The organism is Pseudescherichia sp. AS216 (assembly GCF_037152055.1).
Lineage (GTDB): Bacteria > Pseudomonadota > Gammaproteobacteria > Enterobacterales > Enterobacteriaceae > Pseudescherichia.
In genome coordinates this window covers 428,982-445,937 of sequence record NZ_JBBCMV010000001.1, presented here as the reverse complement: position 1 = coordinate 445,937, position 16,956 = coordinate 428,982, and the positions used below count along the sequence as shown (strand labels likewise).

The 16,956-nt window shown below is 60.5% G+C and carries 16 protein-coding genes; 5 read left to right on the top strand and 11 right to left on the bottom strand.

Annotation, left to right across the window (positions count from 1 at the left end; genetic code table 11):
* The first annotated feature begins 89 nt into the window (after positions 1–89).
* Complete coding sequence (gene ybiO, locus WFN61_RS02205) at positions 90–2,345, top strand: mechanosensitive channel protein (RefSeq protein ID WP_337037436.1); 2,256 nt, start codon at positions 90–92, stop codon at positions 2,343–2,345.
* On the opposite strand, the gene rlmF is transcribed toward ybiO, so the two are convergent.
* Positions 2,335–3,273, bottom strand: a complete 939-nt coding sequence (gene rlmF / locus WFN61_RS02200) for a 23S rRNA (adenine(1618)-N(6))-methyltransferase RlmF (protein ID WP_312235050.1) — start codon at positions 3,271–3,273, stop codon at positions 2,335–2,337. The genes ybiO and rlmF overlap by 11 nt on opposite strands.
* A gap of 161 nt (positions 3,274–3,434) precedes the next feature.
* Here rlmF and mcbA point away from each other — a divergent pair, with 161 nt between their 5' ends.
* Positions 3,435–3,698 carry a DUF1471 family periplasmic protein McbA gene (gene mcbA / locus WFN61_RS02195; RefSeq protein ID WP_257757004.1) on the top strand — a complete coding sequence of 88 codons (264 nt, stop codon included), beginning with the start codon at positions 3,435–3,437 and terminating at the stop codon, positions 3,696–3,698.
* A gap of 63 nt (positions 3,699–3,761) precedes the next feature.
* On the opposite strand, the gene WFN61_RS02190 is transcribed toward mcbA, so the two are convergent.
* From WFN61_RS02190 to WFN61_RS02160, 7 genes are read right to left on the bottom strand one after another with little or no spacing between them, the layout of a single operon-like run.
* On the bottom strand, positions 3,762–4,997 hold the full coding sequence (locus WFN61_RS02190; protein WP_337037434.1) for a Zn-dependent hydrolase: 1,236 nt from the start codon (positions 4,995–4,997) through the stop codon (positions 3,762–3,764).
* Entirely contained in the window at positions 4,997–5,485 is a 489-nt protein-coding gene (locus WFN61_RS02185) for an L-2-amino-thiazoline-4-carboxylic acid hydrolase (protein WP_103819927.1), read from the bottom strand. The genes WFN61_RS02190 and WFN61_RS02185 overlap by 1 nt, the downstream gene beginning before the upstream one ends.
* Before the next feature lie 14 nt (positions 5,486–5,499).
* Positions 5,500–6,672: a branched-chain amino acid ABC transporter substrate-binding protein gene (locus WFN61_RS02180; protein WP_222889965.1), complete on the bottom strand. Its 1,173-nt coding sequence runs from the start codon at positions 6,670–6,672 to the stop codon at positions 5,500–5,502.
* Between the two features lie 27 nt (positions 6,673–6,699).
* Positions 6,700–7,422: an ABC transporter ATP-binding protein gene (locus WFN61_RS02175; protein ID WP_312274511.1), complete on the bottom strand. Its 723-nt coding sequence runs from the start codon at positions 7,420–7,422 to the stop codon at positions 6,700–6,702.
* Positions 7,415–8,182: an ABC transporter ATP-binding protein gene (locus WFN61_RS02170; protein ID WP_238083895.1), complete on the bottom strand. Its 768-nt coding sequence runs from the start codon at positions 8,180–8,182 to the stop codon at positions 7,415–7,417. The genes WFN61_RS02175 and WFN61_RS02170 overlap by 8 nt, the downstream gene beginning before the upstream one ends.
* Entirely contained in the window at positions 8,179–9,279 is a 1,101-nt protein-coding gene (locus tag WFN61_RS02165; RefSeq protein ID WP_144813319.1) for an ABC transporter permease subunit, read from the bottom strand. Before WFN61_RS02165 ends, WFN61_RS02170 begins: the two co-directional genes overlap by 4 nt.
* Before the next feature lie 7 nt (positions 9,280–9,286).
* Positions 9,287–10,237 carry a branched-chain amino acid ABC transporter permease gene (locus WFN61_RS02160; protein WP_257756999.1) on the bottom strand — a complete coding sequence of 317 codons (951 nt, stop codon included), beginning with the start codon at positions 10,235–10,237 and terminating at the stop codon, positions 9,287–9,289.
* Between the two features lie 169 nt (positions 10,238–10,406).
* Here WFN61_RS02160 and WFN61_RS02155 point away from each other — a divergent pair, with 169 nt between their 5' ends.
* The 3 genes from WFN61_RS02155 to ybiJ all read left to right on the top strand — a co-directional run bounded on the left by WFN61_RS02155 (position 10,407) and on the right by ybiJ (position 12,166).
* Positions 10,407–11,315: a LysR substrate-binding domain-containing protein gene (locus WFN61_RS02155; protein WP_222889962.1), complete on the top strand. Its 909-nt coding sequence runs from the start codon at positions 10,407–10,409 to the stop codon at positions 11,313–11,315.
* A gap of 38 nt (positions 11,316–11,353) precedes the next feature.
* Positions 11,354–11,620, top strand: a complete 267-nt coding sequence (locus WFN61_RS02150) for a DksA/TraR family C4-type zinc finger protein (RefSeq protein ID WP_042392278.1) — start codon at positions 11,354–11,356, stop codon at positions 11,618–11,620.
* A 285-nt stretch (positions 11,621–11,905) separates the two neighbouring features.
* Positions 11,906–12,166 carry a DUF1471 family protein YbiJ gene (gene ybiJ / locus WFN61_RS02145; RefSeq protein WP_042392277.1) on the top strand — a complete coding sequence of 87 codons (261 nt, stop codon included), beginning with the start codon at positions 11,906–11,908 and terminating at the stop codon, positions 12,164–12,166.
* A gap of 135 nt (positions 12,167–12,301) precedes the next feature.
* Here ybiJ and ybiB read toward each other — a convergent pair whose 3' ends face one another.
* The 3 genes from ybiB to rhlE all read right to left on the bottom strand — a co-directional run bounded on the left by ybiB (position 12,302) and on the right by rhlE (position 16,916).
* Positions 12,302–13,267: a DNA-binding protein YbiB gene (gene ybiB, locus WFN61_RS02140; protein ID WP_144813329.1), complete on the bottom strand. Its 966-nt coding sequence runs from the start codon at positions 13,265–13,267 to the stop codon at positions 12,302–12,304.
* Between the two features lie 28 nt (positions 13,268–13,295).
* Positions 13,296–15,440, bottom strand: coding sequence for an ATP-dependent DNA helicase DinG (gene dinG / locus WFN61_RS02135; protein ID WP_222889961.1), 2,145 nt, complete (start codon positions 15,438–15,440; stop codon positions 13,296–13,298).
* A gap of 99 nt (positions 15,441–15,539) precedes the next feature.
* Complete coding sequence (gene rhlE / locus WFN61_RS02130) at positions 15,540–16,916, bottom strand: ATP-dependent RNA helicase RhlE (RefSeq protein WP_144813336.1); 1,377 nt, start codon at positions 16,914–16,916, stop codon at positions 15,540–15,542.
* Positions 16,917–16,956 lie beyond the last annotated feature (40 nt).

Here is a 16,956-nt window from a genome sequence, read left to right as displayed (position 1 = left end):
TTCTTCTCCCCGGATTCTTCCCATTTCCAGACGCAGCGCTGGCAGCATCTATACTTATCTTTTTGCACTATTTTCTCAGGAGAGAGACCGTGCCTTGGTTACTGCTGCTGCTTAGCCTGTTCATCATGCCGCTCCATGCGGCGAGCATCCCTGGCGTCACTTCCACATCCGCAGCGCCTGCTACCAGCGAGACAGCACCTGCCGCCGAGCCGGATCTGGAGCAGAAGAAAGCCGCCTACGGCGCGCTGGCGGACGTGCTGGAGAACACCAGCTCCCGGGAAGAGCTGATCGGCCAATTGCGTAAGGTTGCCGCCACGCCGCCACCGGAGCCGGTACCGACCATCGTTCCACCGGAAGAGGTCGGCGAAGAGAAGACGGTGCTGGAGAACGTCCAGGACGTTGGCCGACACTACGGTCAGGCGCTGTCGTCGCGCTTTGCCCAGCTCTACCGCAACATTACCGGCTCGCCGCACAAGACCTTCAACCCCCAGACGTTTATCAACGCCGCCGGGCACTTCCTGCTGCTTGCCGGGCTGGTCTTTGTCTTCTACTGGCTGGTGCGCCTCTGCGCCTTCCCGCTCTACCGCAGGATGGGCAAATGGGGACGCCGTAAGAATCATGACAGGGCCAACTGGTTACAGCTGCCCGCGATGATCGTCGGGGCATTTATTATCGACCTGCTGCTGCTTACGCTCACCCTCTTTGTCGGCCAGCTGCTGAGCGATAACCTCAACGGCGGCAACCGCACCATTGCCTTTCAGCAGAGCCTGTTTCTCAACGCCTTTGCGCTTATTGAGTTCTTCAAAGCGATCCTGCGCCTGATCTTCTGCCCGCACATCCCCGATCTGCGGCCTTTCTCGATGAAAAACGAGGCGGCGAAGTATTGGCACCTGCGCCTGAGCGCGCTGAGCAGCCTGATTGGCTATGGGCTGCTGGTAGCCGTGCCGATTATCTCGAACCAGGTTAACGTCCAGTTTGGCGCACTGGCCAACGTGCTGATCATGCTCTGTATCACCACCTGGGCGCTCTATCTTATTTTTCACAACAAGATGCAGATCCAGGAGCACCTTACCCAGCTTGCCGACCGCTCGCTGGCCTTCTTTAGCCTGTTTATTCGCGCCTTTGCACTGATCTGGCACTGGCTGGCCTGCGCCTATTTCGTGGTGCTGTTCTTCTTTTCGCTGTTCGATCCGGGCAACAGCCTGAAGTTTATGATGGGCGCGACGGTGCGTAGCCTGGCGATTATCGGCATTGTGGCCTTTGTTTCCGGCATGCTGTCGCGCTGGATTGCCAAGCGGATCACCCTCTCCGCTCAGGTGCAGCGTAACTACCCTGAACTGCAGAAACGGGTCAACGGTTGGCTGTCGACGGCGCTAAAGGTGGCGCGTTTTCTTACCGTGATTGTTGCTATCATGCTGCTGCTCAGCGCGTGGGGCCTGTTCGATTTCTGGAACTGGCTGCACTATGGGGCGGGAGAGAAAACCGTTGATATTCTGATCCGTATCGCGCTGATCCTCTTCTTCTCAGCGGTGGGCTGGACGGTGCTGGCGAGCCTGATCGAAAACCGGCTCTCCTCTGATATTCACGGTCGGCCGCTGCCCAGCGCCCGTACTCGCACCCTGCTCACCCTGTTCCGCAACGCGCTGGCGGTGGTGATCAGCACCATTACGGTGATGATTGTGCTCTCCGAGATCGGGGTGAACATCGCCCCGCTGCTGGCCGGGGCCGGGGCACTGGGTCTGGCTATCTCCTTCGGGGCACAAACCCTGGTAAAAGATATTATCACCGGGATCTTTATTCAGTTTGAGAACGGGATGAACACCGGGGATCTGGTCACCATCGGGCCGCTAACCGGCACGGTAGAGCGAATGTCGATCCGCTCCGTCGGGGTGCGTCAGGATACCGGGGCCTACCACATCATTCCGTGGTCGTCGATTACTACCTTTGCCAACTTTGTCCGGGGGATTGGTTCGATAGTGGCGAACTACGATGTCGATCGCCATGAGGATGCAGAGAAAGCCAATAACGCGCTGAAGGCAGCGGTGGGTGAGCTGATGGAGCAGGAGGAGATCCGCAAGCTGATCATTGGCGAGCCGACCTTCGTGGGCATTGTGGGTCTGACCAACACCGCCTTCACGCTGCGGGTGACCTTTACCACCCAGCCGCTGAAGCAGTGGACGGTGCGCTTTGCTCTCGACAGCATGGTGAAAAAGCACTTTGACCTTGCCGATGTGCGCCCGCCGGTGCAGACCTACCAGATGCTGGCTAACCCAGCGGCCGCGCAGCCGGGGGCCGCAGAGCCAGGGGGCGGACAGGCCCTGCCCCCTGCGCAACCTACGCTTTAAATCGCGTCTGTGCCCAGCGGCGACGCTGGGCCTCATCTAAAAAGGTCCAGGCAATGAAGCGGCTCTGCTTCTGCCCCTGGGCCATCTCTTTTTTTACTACCTTCACCGCGCCGGCAGCGGTCAGAGCGCGATAGAGCGGAGGCAGGTTCTCGCCGCGTGACACCAGCGAGGTGAACCACAGCACCTGACGGCCAAAGGCCTGACTCTCGGCAATCATCTTGCTGATAAACGCCACTTCCCCACCCTCGCACCACAGCTCCTGCTGCTGACCGCCAAAGTTAAGCCCGCTCGCCTCGCTCTGGCCAAGGTTGCGCCGCTTGCGGTCGTTGCCCGCCTGCGCCGCTGCCGCCGAGTCATGGAACGGTGGGTTGCACATCGTGGCATCGTACTGTTCGTTCTTGTGGATCATGCCGTTGAGAATGGCGGCCGGATCTTTCTGCCGACGCAGGCGTACCGCACGGGTCAGACCCGGATTGCCAGTCACAATAGCCTGGGCGCTGGCAAAGGCCGCATCACCTACCTCGGTGCCGGTAAAGCGCCAGCCGTATTCGTGGTGGCCAATCAGCGGATAGATGCAGTTTGCACCGGTGCCGATATCCAGCACGCTCGTCTGGCGTGGGATCGCACCGTCGACGCTGGTTTCGGCCAGCAGATCCGCCAGATGGTGGATATAATCCGCGCGCCCCGGCACCGGCGGGCAGAGAAAACCGTCAGGAATATCCCAGTGCTTCACGCCATAGAAGTGCGCCAGCAGCGCTTTGTTTAACGCCTTGACGGCCTCGGGATCGGCGAAATTCACCGTCGGCTCACCCGCAGGCGTCGCGATAATAAACCCGCGCAGGTTGGGTTCGTCGATACAAAGGGCGTCGAGATCGTAGCGGCTGCGGTGACGGTTACGCGGGTGTAACCCCGGCTTCTGGGCATTCATGGCATTCTCCTGTAATAAGCGGCGTAAGATACCCCCTGAAGCCAGCGCGGTAAACAGCCATTCATGCAAAAAAGCGCAGCATGTTGCCGAAATTTTTGCCCGTAAGCCTCTCTTCGCCACGCCTAAACTTAAGCTGCGGTTCCCCTATTAGAGGATGTCATATGAAAAAATATCTGGCACTGGCTGCCGCCCTGGCGTTTTCCGCCATGACGGTCAGCGCCTTTGCCGCACCACAGCAGCTAATGAGAGACGATACCGGGACGTTGCGCCCGGCGGGCACGGTCTCTGCCCACGGCGCGCTAAGCCTGGACGATCTCCAGGACGAACTGGCGCAAAAAGCCCGCGAGCAAGGCGCAAAAGGGTTTGTGATTGACTCTGCTGGCGGTGAAAATCAGATGTACGGCACGGCAACCATCTACAAATGAGTTACCTTCACCTCGCCCCGAAAAGCCACTATGACTTTTACGGGGCGTTGCGCTGAACGGCTGTCAGCGTTCGTTAGCCGCCAGCAGCAGGGTATTGAGCAGCACGTTTGCCCCGCGCTCTGCCCACTGCGGAGTGATATTTTCCGCCTCATTATGGCTGATGCCCTTTTCACAGGGGATAAAGATCATCGCGGTAGGTGCCACGCGGTTAACGTAGCAGGCGTCGTGACCAGCACCGGAGACCATCCGACGCTGGGAGTAGCCCAGCTCGCGGGTAGCCTGCTCGATGCGCGTGATGCAGTGCTTATCAAAGTCCACCGGGGCGTAATCAAAGATGCGCTCCCAGGCGACGTCGATACTGCGGGCCAGCAGCCCGTTCAGCGCCTCGATCAGCGCCGCCTCCATTGCCACCAGCGCAGCAGTCTCTGGATGGCGAAACTCCACGGTGCAGAAGACCGCTGACGGTACGACGTTGCGCGAGTTAGGTGTCGCCTGCACGCTGCCTACGGTGGCGCGCCCGTCCGGCGCAAAGCGGCGGCCAATGGCCTCAACCGCCAGGGTCAGCTCGGCAAAGGCACACAGGGCGTCGCGACGCAGATCCATTGGCGTGGTGCCCGCGTGGGCAGCAAAGCCGGTCAGGTTGATCTCGTACCAGCGCTGACCCATGGCAGCATGAACCACGCCGATATCCGTCTCCTCTGCCTCGAGCAGCGGCCCCTGCTCAATATGCAGCTCATAGCAGGCATGCAGCGGAATAGCCGCCGCCGGACGCTGGCCCTGATAGCCGATAGCCGCCAGCGCCTGGCCCACGCTGATGCCGTCGCGATCCTCCCGCGCCAGGGCATAGGCTTCGCTGAATACGCCCGTCCAGACGCCGGAGGCCAGCATCGCTGGGGCAAAACGCGCCCCCTCTTCGTTGGTCCAGTTCACCAGAATGAGGTCGCGCTCGGTAGTGATACCGCGATCGTTAAGGGTGCGCAACGCCTCCAGCCCGGCGAGCACGCCGTAGATACCGTCGTAGTTGCCGCCCAGCGGCTGGGAGTCGCCGTGTGAGCCGGTGAGCACCGGGGCCAGATGGGGATTGCTGCCCGTCCGGCGCATAAACATATTCCCCAGCCGGTCAACTTCACAGCTAAAACCCGCTTCACGCGCCCAGGTGGCGAGCAGGTCGCGCCCGCGCCGATCTTCATCGCTCAGCGCCAGCCGGGTCACCCCGCCCCCCGCCGTTGCGCCAAGCGTGGCAAACTCGTTGAGGGTCTGCCACAGACGCGCGCTATCAACCTGTAGAGGAGAGGCCATCACGCCTCCTTGTCTTTGACGCGATAGCGGAAATCGCAGCACGGCGCGCCGGACATAATGGTCTGGGTGCGGGTTAGCTCAACGTCCGGCGCGTAGCCAACGATAAACTTGTCATCCCTGGCACAGGAGAGCAGGTGGCCGATCTCGCCGAGCCCCATCTCGTGGTACATCTCGGCGTAGCGGCAGCGCGTCACGTCATAGTCGTAGCGCTGGCCGTCGTCCTCAATCACCCGCACGTCGAGGGCGTTATCCTTCTCCCAGAGATATTGCAGATCGACAAAGCTGCGCAGATCCGCTTTTTTCGGCTCCGCAGCGGCAAAGTTCTGCCCGGCCTGGATGGCCGCCTGCTCGATGGCTTCGCCAATCACCGCCTGGGCGCGGGCTTTACCCACCTCACGCACCAGGATCTCATAGATAGGTTTAATTATTTCAGCTTCAATTTTACGGCGGGCGAGAATGCCCAGCTCTTGTTTTTGCTCACAGCTCATCATTGCCTCACAAATTACTTCGCGCTACCGCCCAGCACGGTCTGGGGTTCCCACTTACCGTTCACCACTTTGTAGACGGTAAAGGATGGATTTTTCAGGTTGCCCTGCTCGTCAAAGGCAATATTGCCGGTCACGCCGGTATAGTTAATGGCGCGCAACGCAGGCAGATAGTCCCCGGCGTCAACGGAGTCGGCTTTCTGCATCGCAGCAATCAGCACCCGGGTGGCGTCGTAGGCAAACGGCGCATGAAGTTCGATATGGGTATGGTATTTAGACTGGTAGGCCTGCTCGAACGCTTTCCCGCCCTGCATCTGATCCACCGGCAGACCCGGCTCCAGGGCCACGACGCCTTCGCCCTCTTTCTGCGCCAGGCTCAGGAAGGTCTGGCTAACGAAGCCGCCCGCACCCATCAGCGTGGCCTTCATGCCCAGCTGCTTGAGACGACGCGCCAGCGGAGCCGCCTGGCTATCCACGCCGCCGAAGAAGACCAGGTCAGCATTTTTGCTACGGATGGCGGTCAGCACGGCGTTGAAATCCACGGTCTTCTCATCAACGTACTGGCGGTCAACCGGCTTGATGCCCTGCGCTTCCAGCGACTTGATAAACTCGTCGGCCAGGCCCTGACCGAAGGCAGTACGATCGTCGATCACCGCGATGCGCTTCGCCTTCAGCGTCTGCACGGCATATTTTGCCGCGTAGTCGCCGCCGTCATCGTCGTGGCCCATCACGCGGAAGCTGGTGTCAAAACCCTGCTGGGTATAGGCGTGACCGGTGGCGACCGGAGCAACCTGAGCGATGCCCGCATCGTGATAGATACGCGCCGCCGGAATACTGGTCCCGGTGTTCCAGTGACCGACAACCCCTGCCACTTCGCTGTCGACCAGGCGCTGAGCCACAGCGACGGCGGTACGCGGATCGGACTGGTCGTCCTCGGATTGCAACTTAAAGGTCACCGCTTTGCCGCCAATCGTCGGGTGGGTTTTATTCACGTCGTCGATGGCAAGTTGCGCGCCGTTCTCCAGATCCTTGCCGATACGCGCCGACGGGCCGGTCAGCGGGCCAGCCAGACCGATAATCACGGTGTCATCGGCCTGGGCCGGATTTACCGCTGCTCCGCCGAGGGCGGCGAGTGCGATCGTGGCGCTTAGCACTTTATATCGCATGGTTTTACGCTGATTAGTTTTCATTATTGTTTCCCTGATGTTGGTGGTGTTTTAAACGGCAACTTCGCCTAAATAAATTTCCTGAATTCGGTTATCGGCCAGCAGTGCAGCAGAGTCGCCGTGATGGGCGACAGAGCCGCTGTCCATCACCCACGCGCGGTGTGTGACCTCCAGCGCCAGCCGGGCGTTCTGCTCAATAAGCAGCAGCGTGACGCCGGCATCACGCAGGGCGGCAATCTCTTTAAAAATGGTTTCGACCATGATCGGGGCCAGCCCCATCGACGGCTCGTCAAGGATCAGCAGGCGCGGCTGGCTGAGCAGCGCCCGGCCGAGGGCCAGCAGCTGCTGTTCGCCGCCGGAGAGCAGCCCGGCCAGCTGATCTTTGCGCTCACCGAGGCGGGGGAAACGCGCATAGAGCTGGGCCATCTCCTGCTTCACCGCCTGGCGTCCCTTGCGCTGCCAGGCCCCCATGAGCAGGTTCTCCTCTACCGTCATACGGGTGAAGATGCCCCGTCCCTCGGGCACAAGAACAATCCCGTCGCGGAGCAGATCCTGCGGGGCGCGGCGGTGAATCGATTTGCCGCGCCAGAAGATCTCCCCGCCGTAGGGTTGCAGCCCGGCGATGGCCCGCACGGTGGAGCTTTTGCCCGCGCCGTTGGCGCCCAGCAGCGTGCCCTGCTCACCTTCGTTGAGGCTAAATTCGATCCCGCGAACGGCCTGGATGCCGCCGTAGTGCACGGAGAGGTTGCGCACCTGCAAAACAGGTTCAGACATGGGCGTTTCCTCCCAGATAGGCGCGGATCACTTCCGGATGGCGACGAATGGCCTCCGGTTCTCCTTCGGCAATCACTTTGCCGTAGTCCAACACGCTGATGCGGTCGCAGAGGCTCATAATCAGCTTCACGTCATGCTCAATAATTAAAATGGTTTTGCCATCGTCACGAATACGGCGCAGCAGCTCGCCGAGGGCGACTTTCTCCGCCGCGTTCATGCCTGCCGCCGGCTCGTCGAGGGCCAGCAGCTTAGGGTCGGTTGCCAGCGCGCGGGCAATCTCAAGACGACGCTGATGGCCATAGGCGAGATCGCAGGCGCGGTAGTGGGCAAACTGGGCAATGCCGGTATACTCCAGCCAGTACCAGGCCTGGCGCTCGGTCTCGGCCTCCTCCTCCCTCGCCCGCTTATGCCGGGTAATGGCGGCCCACAGACCGTTGCGGGTGCGGACGTGGCGACCGATCATCACGTTCTCCAGCACGCTCATGTCGTTAAACAGGCGCAGGTTCTGGAAGGTGCGGGCGATGCCCGCCTGGGTCACTTTCTCAATCGCCTTTGGCGAGTAAGGCGCATCGGCCAGGCTAAACTCGCCGCTGTCAGCGGTATAAAGACCGGTGATCAGGTTGAAGCAGGTGGTTTTGCCCGCGCCGTTGGGGCCAATCAGGCCGTAGATCTCCCCCGCCTTCACCGACAGGCTGACGTCGTTGACCGCCACCAGGCCGCCGAAGCGTTTGTTCAGATTACGGATCGTTAACAAGCTCATGCTTTTACCCCCGCGTGTTTAGCGGGCCAGACGCCCCCCGGACGGAAAATCATCACCAGCACCAGCGCCAGGCCGTAGAAGAGCTGACGCAGGATCTCCGGATCCACCAGCACGGTACCGAACAGCGCCTCCTGCACCGGCACGGCCTGGCTGCGCAGCAGCTCCGGCAGCGCCGAGAGCATCACTGCGCCGAGGATCACGCCCGGCACGTGGCCGATGCCCCCCAGCACCACCATCGCCAGCACGACGATGGACTCCTGCAACGTAAAGGATTCCGGGGAGACGAAGCCCTGGAATGAAGCAAACATCACCCCGGCGACGCCGCCAAAAGAAGCGCCCATTGCGAAGGCCAGCAGCTTAAAGTTGCGCACGTTGATGCCCATCGCCCGCGCCACGTCCTCATCCTCGCGGATGGCGTGCCAGGCCCGCCCTACCCTGGAGCGTTGCAGACGGATACAGATAAAGACGATCGCCACAATCAGCGCGGCAAACAGGTAGTACCAGAGATAGAGCGCGGGAATTTTCACCCCCAGCAGGTGGTAGACGCCGCGGAATTGCAGGCCAAACAGGCTCAGGGAGTCGATACCCGAGATGCCCTTCGCGCCGTTGGTAATATTGACCGGGCGATCGAGGTTGCGCATCAGGATGCGGATAATCTCCCCGAAGCCGAGAGTCACAATCGCCAGATAGTCCCCGCGCAGGCGCAGGGTCGGCGCGCCGAGCAGGATGCCGCAGATCCCGGCAATGAAGGCCGCCAGCGGGATTAGTACCCCGTAGGAGACGTGCAGCCCATCGCTAAAGTAGCCCTGCAATACCGGGAAGGCATCGAGCAGGTGCGGGGAAGCGAGCAGCGCCGCAAGGTAGGCCCCGACAGCGTAGAAGGCGATAAAACCCATATCCAGCAGACCGGTAAAGCCGACCACAATATTCAGTCCCAGGGCGAGCATGATGTAGAGCAGGGTAAAGTCGATCACCCGCACCCAGTAGTTGCCACCGGCGGCAGAGGCCAGCCACGGCGCAAGCAGCAGTCCGGCCACCAGCAGAATAATGCCAAGGTTAAGACGCGGTGCGCTGCGTTCGGAGGTTAAAATAGTCATAGGATCCTCAGGCACGCTGTGCAACCCGCTCGCCTAACAGGCCAGCGGGACGGAAAACCAACACCAGGATCAGCACGATAAACGCCAGAATGTCCTGATAGTTACTGCTGAACGCGCCGCCGGTGAGATCGCCCAGGTAGCCAGCGCCCAGCGCCTCGATCAGCCCGAGCAGGATCCCACCCAGCATGGCACCGCGAATGTTGCCGATACCTCCCAGCACCGCGGCGGTAAAAGCTTTGATGCCCGGCAGGAAGCCCATAGAGAAGCTGGCACTGCCGTAGTTGCTGGCCATCATTACCCCCGCCAGGGCGGCAAACGCGCCGCCGATAGCGAAGGTCAGGGTGATAATCCGGTTGGGTGAGACGCCCATCAGGCTGGCAACCTGCGGGTTTTCCGCGACGGCGCGCATCCCGCGCCCCAGACGGCTGTACTCCACCAGCAGCCACAGGCCAAACATGACCAGAAAGGTGACGGCCAGAGTCACTATACCGGTCACGGTGATAATCGCGGGCGGATGCTCGGCGCTGCCCGCAGTGATCGCAATGGGATCCATAGGCAGGATCTGCGGAAACATCAGCGGGTTACGGCTCCAGATCAGCATGGCGACGGTTTGCAGCAGCACTGAGATGCCGATCCCGCTGATCAGCGGGGCCAGCCGGGGCGCGTTGCGCAGGCGACGATAGGCAAAACGCTCTACCGCCATCGCCAGCAGCGCGCAGACCACCATCGCCGCCAGCAGGGCAAGGGTGAGCTGCACCAGCAGGTTCATGCCGGGAAACCACTGGGAGAGAAGAGTGATCCCTGAAAGGGTGGTAAGCGCGCCGACCATTAAGATGTCGCCGTGGGCAAAGTTGATGATGCGCAGAATGCCATACACCATGGTATAGCCGAGGGCAATCAGGCCATAGATGCTGCCCAGCATCATACCGTTGATCAATTGCTGAATTAGTGTGTCCACAATACGTGCCTGCTGAGAATTTTTTCAGCGTAAGCATCCAACAATTGAATTTAATTTTGAAATACGGATATATTCTTTCTTATTATAAAAGCGTATTTCATTAACTTACTGATATTCAATTATAAAATAAAAACGTTTTTTAGGAATCAGACAGGGTTTGCTTCAACATATGAAAAAAACAGAAGAGTCAGGTGAAAGCGGGCTGGCGGACGATCCGCCCCTGCGTGCGGTACGGGCGTTTGAGGCCATCGCCCGGCTGGGCAGCGTCTCCGCCGCCGCGGAGGAGCTGAACGTCTCTCCCTCGGCGGTCAGCCACCAGCTCAAGGTGCTGGAAAGCTTTCTCCAGCTTCCGCTGACCCATCGTCAGGGACGCCATCTGGTCCTCAGCAGCGAGGGGCGCGAGTATTACCGCTCGATACGCGCCGCCTTTAGCGTGCTGCGCCAGGCCACCGGTCAGCTGTTTGAGCAGGGCCGCTCGCGTCAGGTGACGATCAGCCTGATCCCGCTCTTCGGCATGGGCTGGTTTATTCCCCGCCTGCCGCGCTTTATCCAGGCCCACGCCCAGATGGAGATCAACGTGGTCTACGCCAACCATCGCAACTATCTGAGCGACGCTTCGGATATGTCGATCCGCTTTGGTACCGGGCAGTGGGTGGGCTACCGCAGCGAGAAGCTGATCTCCGGGCGCATGATCCCGGTATGCAGCCGGGAGTTTATTCGTCTGCATGGCTACATCGAGACGCCTACGCAGCTGGCGCAGATGCCGCTCCTGCACGACGAAGAGCGCGCCACCTGGACGCAGTGGTTTAGCGAGCAGCAGGTGAAGCGGGTGCGCCGGGACGGGGCGATGTTTGAAGATGGGCTGCTGACCCTGGCCGCCGTGCAGGCCGGTCTGGGCTGCGCCCTGATGCGTGAGCCGATGATCCTGCCCTATCTGCAAACCGGCGAGCTGGTGAAGATCTTCGACCTGCCCATTGACGACGGTCGCGACTACTACCTCTGCGTGCGCCAGGACGTGGAGATGACCCACGAGGGTAAGCTGCTCCAGCAGTGGCTGCGTGAGGAAGCCGGGAGATAGTCTAAACTTAAGTCATACTTCTCACTAAGGAGAGCGCTATGGCTTCAGGTTGGGCAAACGACGGTGCTGTTCAGGACCAGATCGACAGCACCATTGACGATGCGGTCGCCCGCGCGCGCCGCGAACTGCCGAAGGGTGAGAGCCTGCACGAGTGTGATGAGTGTGGCGCAACTATTCCCGAAGCGCGCCGCAAAGCGATCCCAGGCGTACGCCTGTGCGTGGCGTGCCAGCAGAAGAAAGATTTGAAAAATGCCTCGTTTTCAGGATATAACCGTAGGGGTTCGAAAGACAGCCAGCTTCGTTGACCACAGAACAGGGGTTAGCCCAGGGCAAGCGGTTGCTATCCGCATCACAAAAAACAGGGAAAGAAGTGGCATTTCGTGCCGCTAACGCAGCGGCACGGCGACGGTTCGCTTTCACTTGAATAATTCTTGTTAAAAATCATTCGTTTTCAATATATTAACGATCGTTCAAAATTTTAGATGAAGGTCGTCAATTCTATTCGATTTAATCTCTCGCAAAAAAACGTGATACTCATCACATCGACGGAACATCGTCCCCCATACAGAATAAACTGCGAGAATCGAACCGTGAAAACCATTAAATATGCTGTTGCTGCTCTGGCCCTGACTACCCTCTCCTTCGGCGCATTCGCTGCCCAGCCGGTGACCGCTGAGCAGGCGCAGAGCATGCACAAAATGGGCGTTGTGACTGCGCAGGGCGCGACTACGCTGGATGGCCTGGAAGCACAGCTGGCTGAGAAAGCCGCTGCCGCAGGCGCAAAAGGCTATAGCATCACCTCTGCTAACGCCTACAACAAAATGAGCGGTACTGCGGTTATCTATCAGTAATCGCCTTACCGTGTCTGCCCCGCTGGCTCATCATCGGCGGGTTGTATTACCCCTCATTATTACTGCATTGACCCTGTTTGTTGTTACCCTTGTTGCCCGTCCGGTTTGGACGGGCTTTTTTTTGCCCGCGGTTTATTAAAAAGCGCTCGCTACCCGTGCCAGACCCTCTTCCAGGGTTTCTACTTGCCCCGTTCCCACAAAACAGCAGGCGATCTGACGCTTCAGCGATTCCGGCACCGGCTCGCTGCCGACCAGGCAGCGCTCTGTCCAGCGGGCGGTCACCTCGGGATCTTTGCTGGCGGGCAGCACAGGCTGGAGCGCCGTTTCATCTTGCCGCTCGCTTAAGACGCGCGTGCCCTGGGCATCAATCAGCGTGAGCTGTGGGCAGCGCTGGGGATTGGCATACACCTCCCCCTCCGTGCCGTGCATCAGCAGCCCGCGCCCGCCGATATCGCCAAAGAACTTCGCTACCCGCGTGACGTATTCAGGATGGGAGACGCTGGAGAGGCGCAGCGCGGCGTCCTCAGCAAAGGGCGTTGCCAGCTTGGCCAGGGTGTGGGCGCTGTTACGCACTCCCATGCGCCAGCGCATATCCAGCTGTTTCTCCAGCGGCGGACAGAGCGCGCTAACGGGCACGTACACCGGGTTACGCCCCTCCAGCTTCGCCTGCGCCTGCCCGGCGGTCAGGGTCGGCTCAATACCCAGCAGGGTAAAAATGGTTTCCGAGATCACGCGATCGCGATCCTCGCTCACGCCGTGAACCAGCACCGGAAAACCCAGCCGCTGTAGCAGCATCGCCAGCAGCGGGGTCAGGTTCGCCTGCCTGCGCGCGCCGTTATAGCTGGGAATGACGATGGGCATCGGCTTCGCCACCGGCGGCGTCAGGCGCATGGTCTGGGCCTGCATCGCCTCGTAGAAGCCCAGCATCTCCGCCTCGCCCTCACCTTTAATGCGCAGGGCGATCAGGATCCCGCCCATCTCCAGATCCGCTACTTCGCCGTTCAACATGTGGGTGTATAACGCGCGTGCGGTATCAAAATCCAGATCGCGGGCGTGATTTTTACCGCGCCCAACCTCTTTGATGATGTGGCGGAAATCCATAGCTAACTCCTTGCGTCATAGGTGATGGTCAGCGTCGCCGACGACGATTCTGTTTTGGTTTACTTTTTACTATAACGTCAGGCACGTCCGGTTGGGAAATAGGAAAAACAGGCAGGGCGTCGAGCAGCCGTTTTCCATAGCCTTTCGAGAGCAGCCGCCGGTCGTAGATCACCACTTCGCCCCGGCAGCTGTGGCTACGGATCAGCCGTCCCACCTGCTGGATCAGGTTAAAGGAGGCGCTCGGCAGACTCTGCACCTCAAACGGGTAGCGGTTGAGGCTCTTCAGCCACTCACCTTCGGTGATCACTACCGGGCTGTCGATAGGCGGAAAGGCGATCTTGTGGATGTGTACCTGGGTCAGGTAGTCCCCTTTCAGATCCAGCCCCTCGGCAAACGACTGGAGCCCGACCAGCACGCTGCGCCCGCCCTCGTCGATGCGCTTGCGGTGTAGCTCCACCAGCCGGTAGCGGGGCTGATCCCCCTGCACCAGCAGCATCAGGCGCAGATCGGTGACAAAGGTCAGAAAGAGCTGCATAGCGCGATTGCTGGCAAACAGTACCAGCATGCCGGGGTGCACTTTTTTCTCAACCTGCTCGCGGAAGTAGGCCGCCATTTCGGCGATGTGCTTCTCTTCATGCTCCATCAGCGGCTCGTAGCGCATCTGCGGGATCACAAGCTGGCCCTGCTCAATGTGGTTAAAGGGCGAGTCGAGGGTCACAAAGCGATCCCCGGCCTTCTCTTTCAGGCCGCTCATCTCCTGCAAACGGGAGAAGCTGTTCAGGGAGCGTAAGGTGGCCGAGGTCACGACGATATGCGGCACGCTGCGCCACAGCAGCTTCTCCAGCTGGTCGCTGACGCGAATACCGACGCAGTGGAAAAAGAGGTGCATCTGCCCCTCAACCAGCTCACGTGTGGCCCACTTGGTCACCGGCGCGCCCGACGCCTGGGCCATCGAGGCCAGTCGCCACAGCTTGCTCTGGCTCTCGAACATACCCAGGGCGCGGTTCATCTGTAAAATGACCCGGTGCAGGCGGACGATATCGTGCTGGCCGGTCTTTTCGCTGAGATCGTTTAAGAACAGCTCTGCCAGCCCACGCAACATCTCGGTCAGCTTCGCCAGCCGCAGGCAGATCTCCATCACTTCGTCAGGCAGCTCGCCCATGGCAAAGCGATGCTCTGCCTCGGTGCCGGCAGGCATGTAGAGCCCGAGGATAGAATTCAGCGAGGCGATAAGCTCATACAGCTCTTCGCAGTGGGCGTTGAGCCGCTCCGGCAGCGCCAGCGGCGGCGTGGTCTTCGGACGAAACTGCTCCATGCAGGTCGCCACCAGCTTGGTAAAGAGATCGAGCTGGAGTCGATACCAGGGGGCGGTGATCTCGGCGCTCATCTCCAGCGCGTCGCGGGCGACGTCCGGCAGATGATGGCCCTCGTCCAGCACCAGCAGCAGGTTTTTCGGCTCCGGCAGCACCGCTTCGGACTCCATCGCCGCCATGACTAAGGCGTGGTTGGCCACCACGACTTCGACCTCCTGCACCTCCCGGCGGGCGACAAAAAACGGACACTCGCGGTAGTAGTGGCAGTTGCGGTTCAGGCAGCTGGCTTTGTCGGTGCTGAGCCGCCGCCACAGGTTATCTTCAATGTTCTGATCGGTGTGATCGCGCAGGCCGTCCCAGCGGTAGCTGTCGAGATCGGCCTTGAGTTTGGCGCAGCGCTGCTGCTCCTCTTTGCTGTTCGGCGTCAGCTCGTCGTCGAGAAAGGCCAGCAGATCCTGCTGGGTAGCCTCGCTGCTGGCAAGGGCCGTCAGATTGCGCGGACAGACGTAGCGCCCGCGGCCAAAGGCGGCGGTAAAGCGCAGATCGGGGATGATCTTCTTCAGCAGAGGCAGATCTTTACTGAAGATCTGATCCTGTAACGCCACGTTGGCGGTGCTGATCACCAGCGTCTTCTGCTCTTCGCGAGCGATGGCGATGCCGGGAATAAGATAGGAGAGCGTTTTGCCGACGCCGGTGGGCGCCTCAATGGCCAGATGCCGCCCCTCTTCCCCAGCTAGGGTTTTGGCGACGTCAGCAATCATCTGCCGCTGCGGTGCGCGCGGAATAAAGTCGGGGATCTGTTGCTGTAGCGCCTTATACCAGGCGGCAATCTGCGCTTTCAGCGCGGCGGAAAGAGCCATCGGGAGACCTGAAATACTGTATAAACAGCCACTATTGTCTCACGATCGCCGGTCTGCGGCAAAAGAAAAGCCCGGCTTTGCGGCCGGGCTTCAGGATTATTACTGCGATGCCGCGGGTTTACGCGGACGGCGACGGCGCGCCTGCTCCCCGGCGGGTTTCGCATCGCCGCTGCGGCGCGGCTGGCTTGATTTCGGCGCACCACCTTCGCTGCGACCTTCGCTGCGTCCTTCATTACGGCGCGGCTGCTGCTGACCACGACCGCCGCCCTGTCCGCGTCCACCGCCGCCGCCGCCACGCTGCTGGCGACCGTTTTGGATCGGCTCGGCTTTGATAGAGGCGTCCGGCTCATAGCCCGGCAGGGCAATGCGTGGGATCTCTTTTTTCAGCAGGCGCTCGATGTCACGCAGCAGCTTGTGCTCATCGACGCAGACCAGCGACAGCGCTTCACCGGTAGCCGCGGCACGGCCGGTACGACCGATGCGGTGCACATAGTCTTCCGGCACGTTCGGCAACTCGTAGTTAACCACGTGCGGCAGCTCTTCAATATCCAGACCACGAGCCGCAATATCGGTTGCCACCAGCACGCGGATGTCGCCGGATTTGAAATCGTCCAGCGCGCGAGTACGTGCACCCTGGCTCTTGTTACCGTGGATCGCGGCGCTGCGAATACCGTCTTTATTCAGCTGCTCTGCGAGGTGGTTGGCACCGTGCTTGGTGCGGGTGAAGACCAGCACCTGCTGCCAGTTACCCTCGCCGATCATCTGCGACAGCAGCTCGCGCTTGCGTTTCTTATCAACAAAGTGCACATGCTGAGTGACCTGCTCGGAAGCGGTGTTGCGACGCGCCACTTCGATCTCCAGCGGGTTATGCAGCAGCTTCTCCGCCAGGGTTTTGATCTCATCCGAGAAGGTCGCAGAGAAGAGCAGGTTCTGGCGCTTGGCCGGCAGCTTCGCCAGCACGCGGCGAATATCGTGGATAAAGCCCATGTCGAGCATGCGGTCAGCTTCGTCCAGCACCAGGATCTCAATGCCGTCGAGCTTAACGGCGTTCTGGTGCTCCAGATCCAGCAGACGGCCTGGGGTAGCGACCAGCACATCAACGCCGCCGCGCAGCTTCATCATCTGTGGGTTAATACTCACGCCACCGAAAACCACCAGCGAACGCACGTTGAGGTACTGACTGTACTCCCGCACGTTCTCACCCACCTGGGCCGCCAGCTCGCGGGTTGGGGTGAGGATCAGCGCCCGCACCGGGCGACGGCCTTTGGCATGGGGTTCGCTGGAAATAAGACGCTGCAACAGTGGCAGGGTAAAGCCAGCGGTTTTACCAGTACCGGTCTGGGCGCTGGCCATCAGGTCGCGCCCCTGCAGCACGGCGGGGATCGCCTGCTGCTGGATAGGGGTAGGTTCGCGGTAGCCCTGCTCGGCAACGGCGCGCAGGATCTCAGGGTCTAAACCCAGTGCTTCAAAAGACATAACAACTCCGAACCGCCCCGACCGTTTCAGGTGTAGTTTT

Bases quoted from the DNA above. Each gene is read 5' to 3' on its own strand.
- dinG (WP_222889961.1), bottom strand. From the start codon at position 15,440: ATGGCTCTTTCCGCCGCGCTGAAAGCGCAGATTGCCGCCTGGTATAAG.
- WFN61_RS02155 (WP_222889962.1), top strand. From the start codon at position 10,407: ATGAAAAAAACAGAAGAGTCAGGTGAAAGCGGGCTGGCGGACGATCCG.
- mcbA (WP_257757004.1), top strand. From the start codon at position 3,435: ATGAAAAAATATCTGGCACTGGCTGCCGCCCTGGCGTTTTCCGCCATG.
- WFN61_RS02165 (WP_144813319.1), bottom strand. From the start codon at position 9,279: ATGACTATTTTAACCTCCGAACGCAGCGCACCGCGTCTTAACCTTGGC.
- WFN61_RS02185 (WP_103819927.1), bottom strand. From the start codon at position 5,485: ATGAGCTGTGAGCAAAAACAAGAGCTGGGCATTCTCGCCCGCCGTAAA.
- WFN61_RS02180 (WP_222889965.1), bottom strand. From the start codon at position 6,672: ATGAAAACTAATCAGCGTAAAACCATGCGATATAAAGTGCTAAGCGCC.
- rhlE (WP_144813336.1), bottom strand. From the start codon at position 16,916: ATGTCTTTTGAAGCACTGGGTTTAGACCCTGAGATCCTGCGCGCCGTT.
- ybiB (WP_144813329.1), bottom strand. From the start codon at position 13,267: ATGGATTTCCGCCACATCATCAAAGAGGTTGGGCGCGGTAAAAATCAC.
- WFN61_RS02175 (WP_312274511.1), bottom strand. From the start codon at position 7,422: ATGTCTGAACCTGTTTTGCAGGTGCGCAACCTCTCCGTGCACTACGGC.
- WFN61_RS02170 (WP_238083895.1), bottom strand. From the start codon at position 8,182: ATGAGCTTGTTAACGATCCGTAATCTGAACAAACGCTTCGGCGGCCTG.
- WFN61_RS02150 (WP_042392278.1), top strand. From the start codon at position 11,354: ATGGCTTCAGGTTGGGCAAACGACGGTGCTGTTCAGGACCAGATCGAC.
- rlmF (WP_312235050.1), bottom strand. From the start codon at position 3,273: ATGAATGCCCAGAAGCCGGGGTTACACCCGCGTAACCGTCACCGCAGC.
- WFN61_RS02190 (WP_337037434.1), bottom strand. From the start codon at position 4,997: ATGGCCTCTCCTCTACAGGTTGATAGCGCGCGTCTGTGGCAGACCCTC.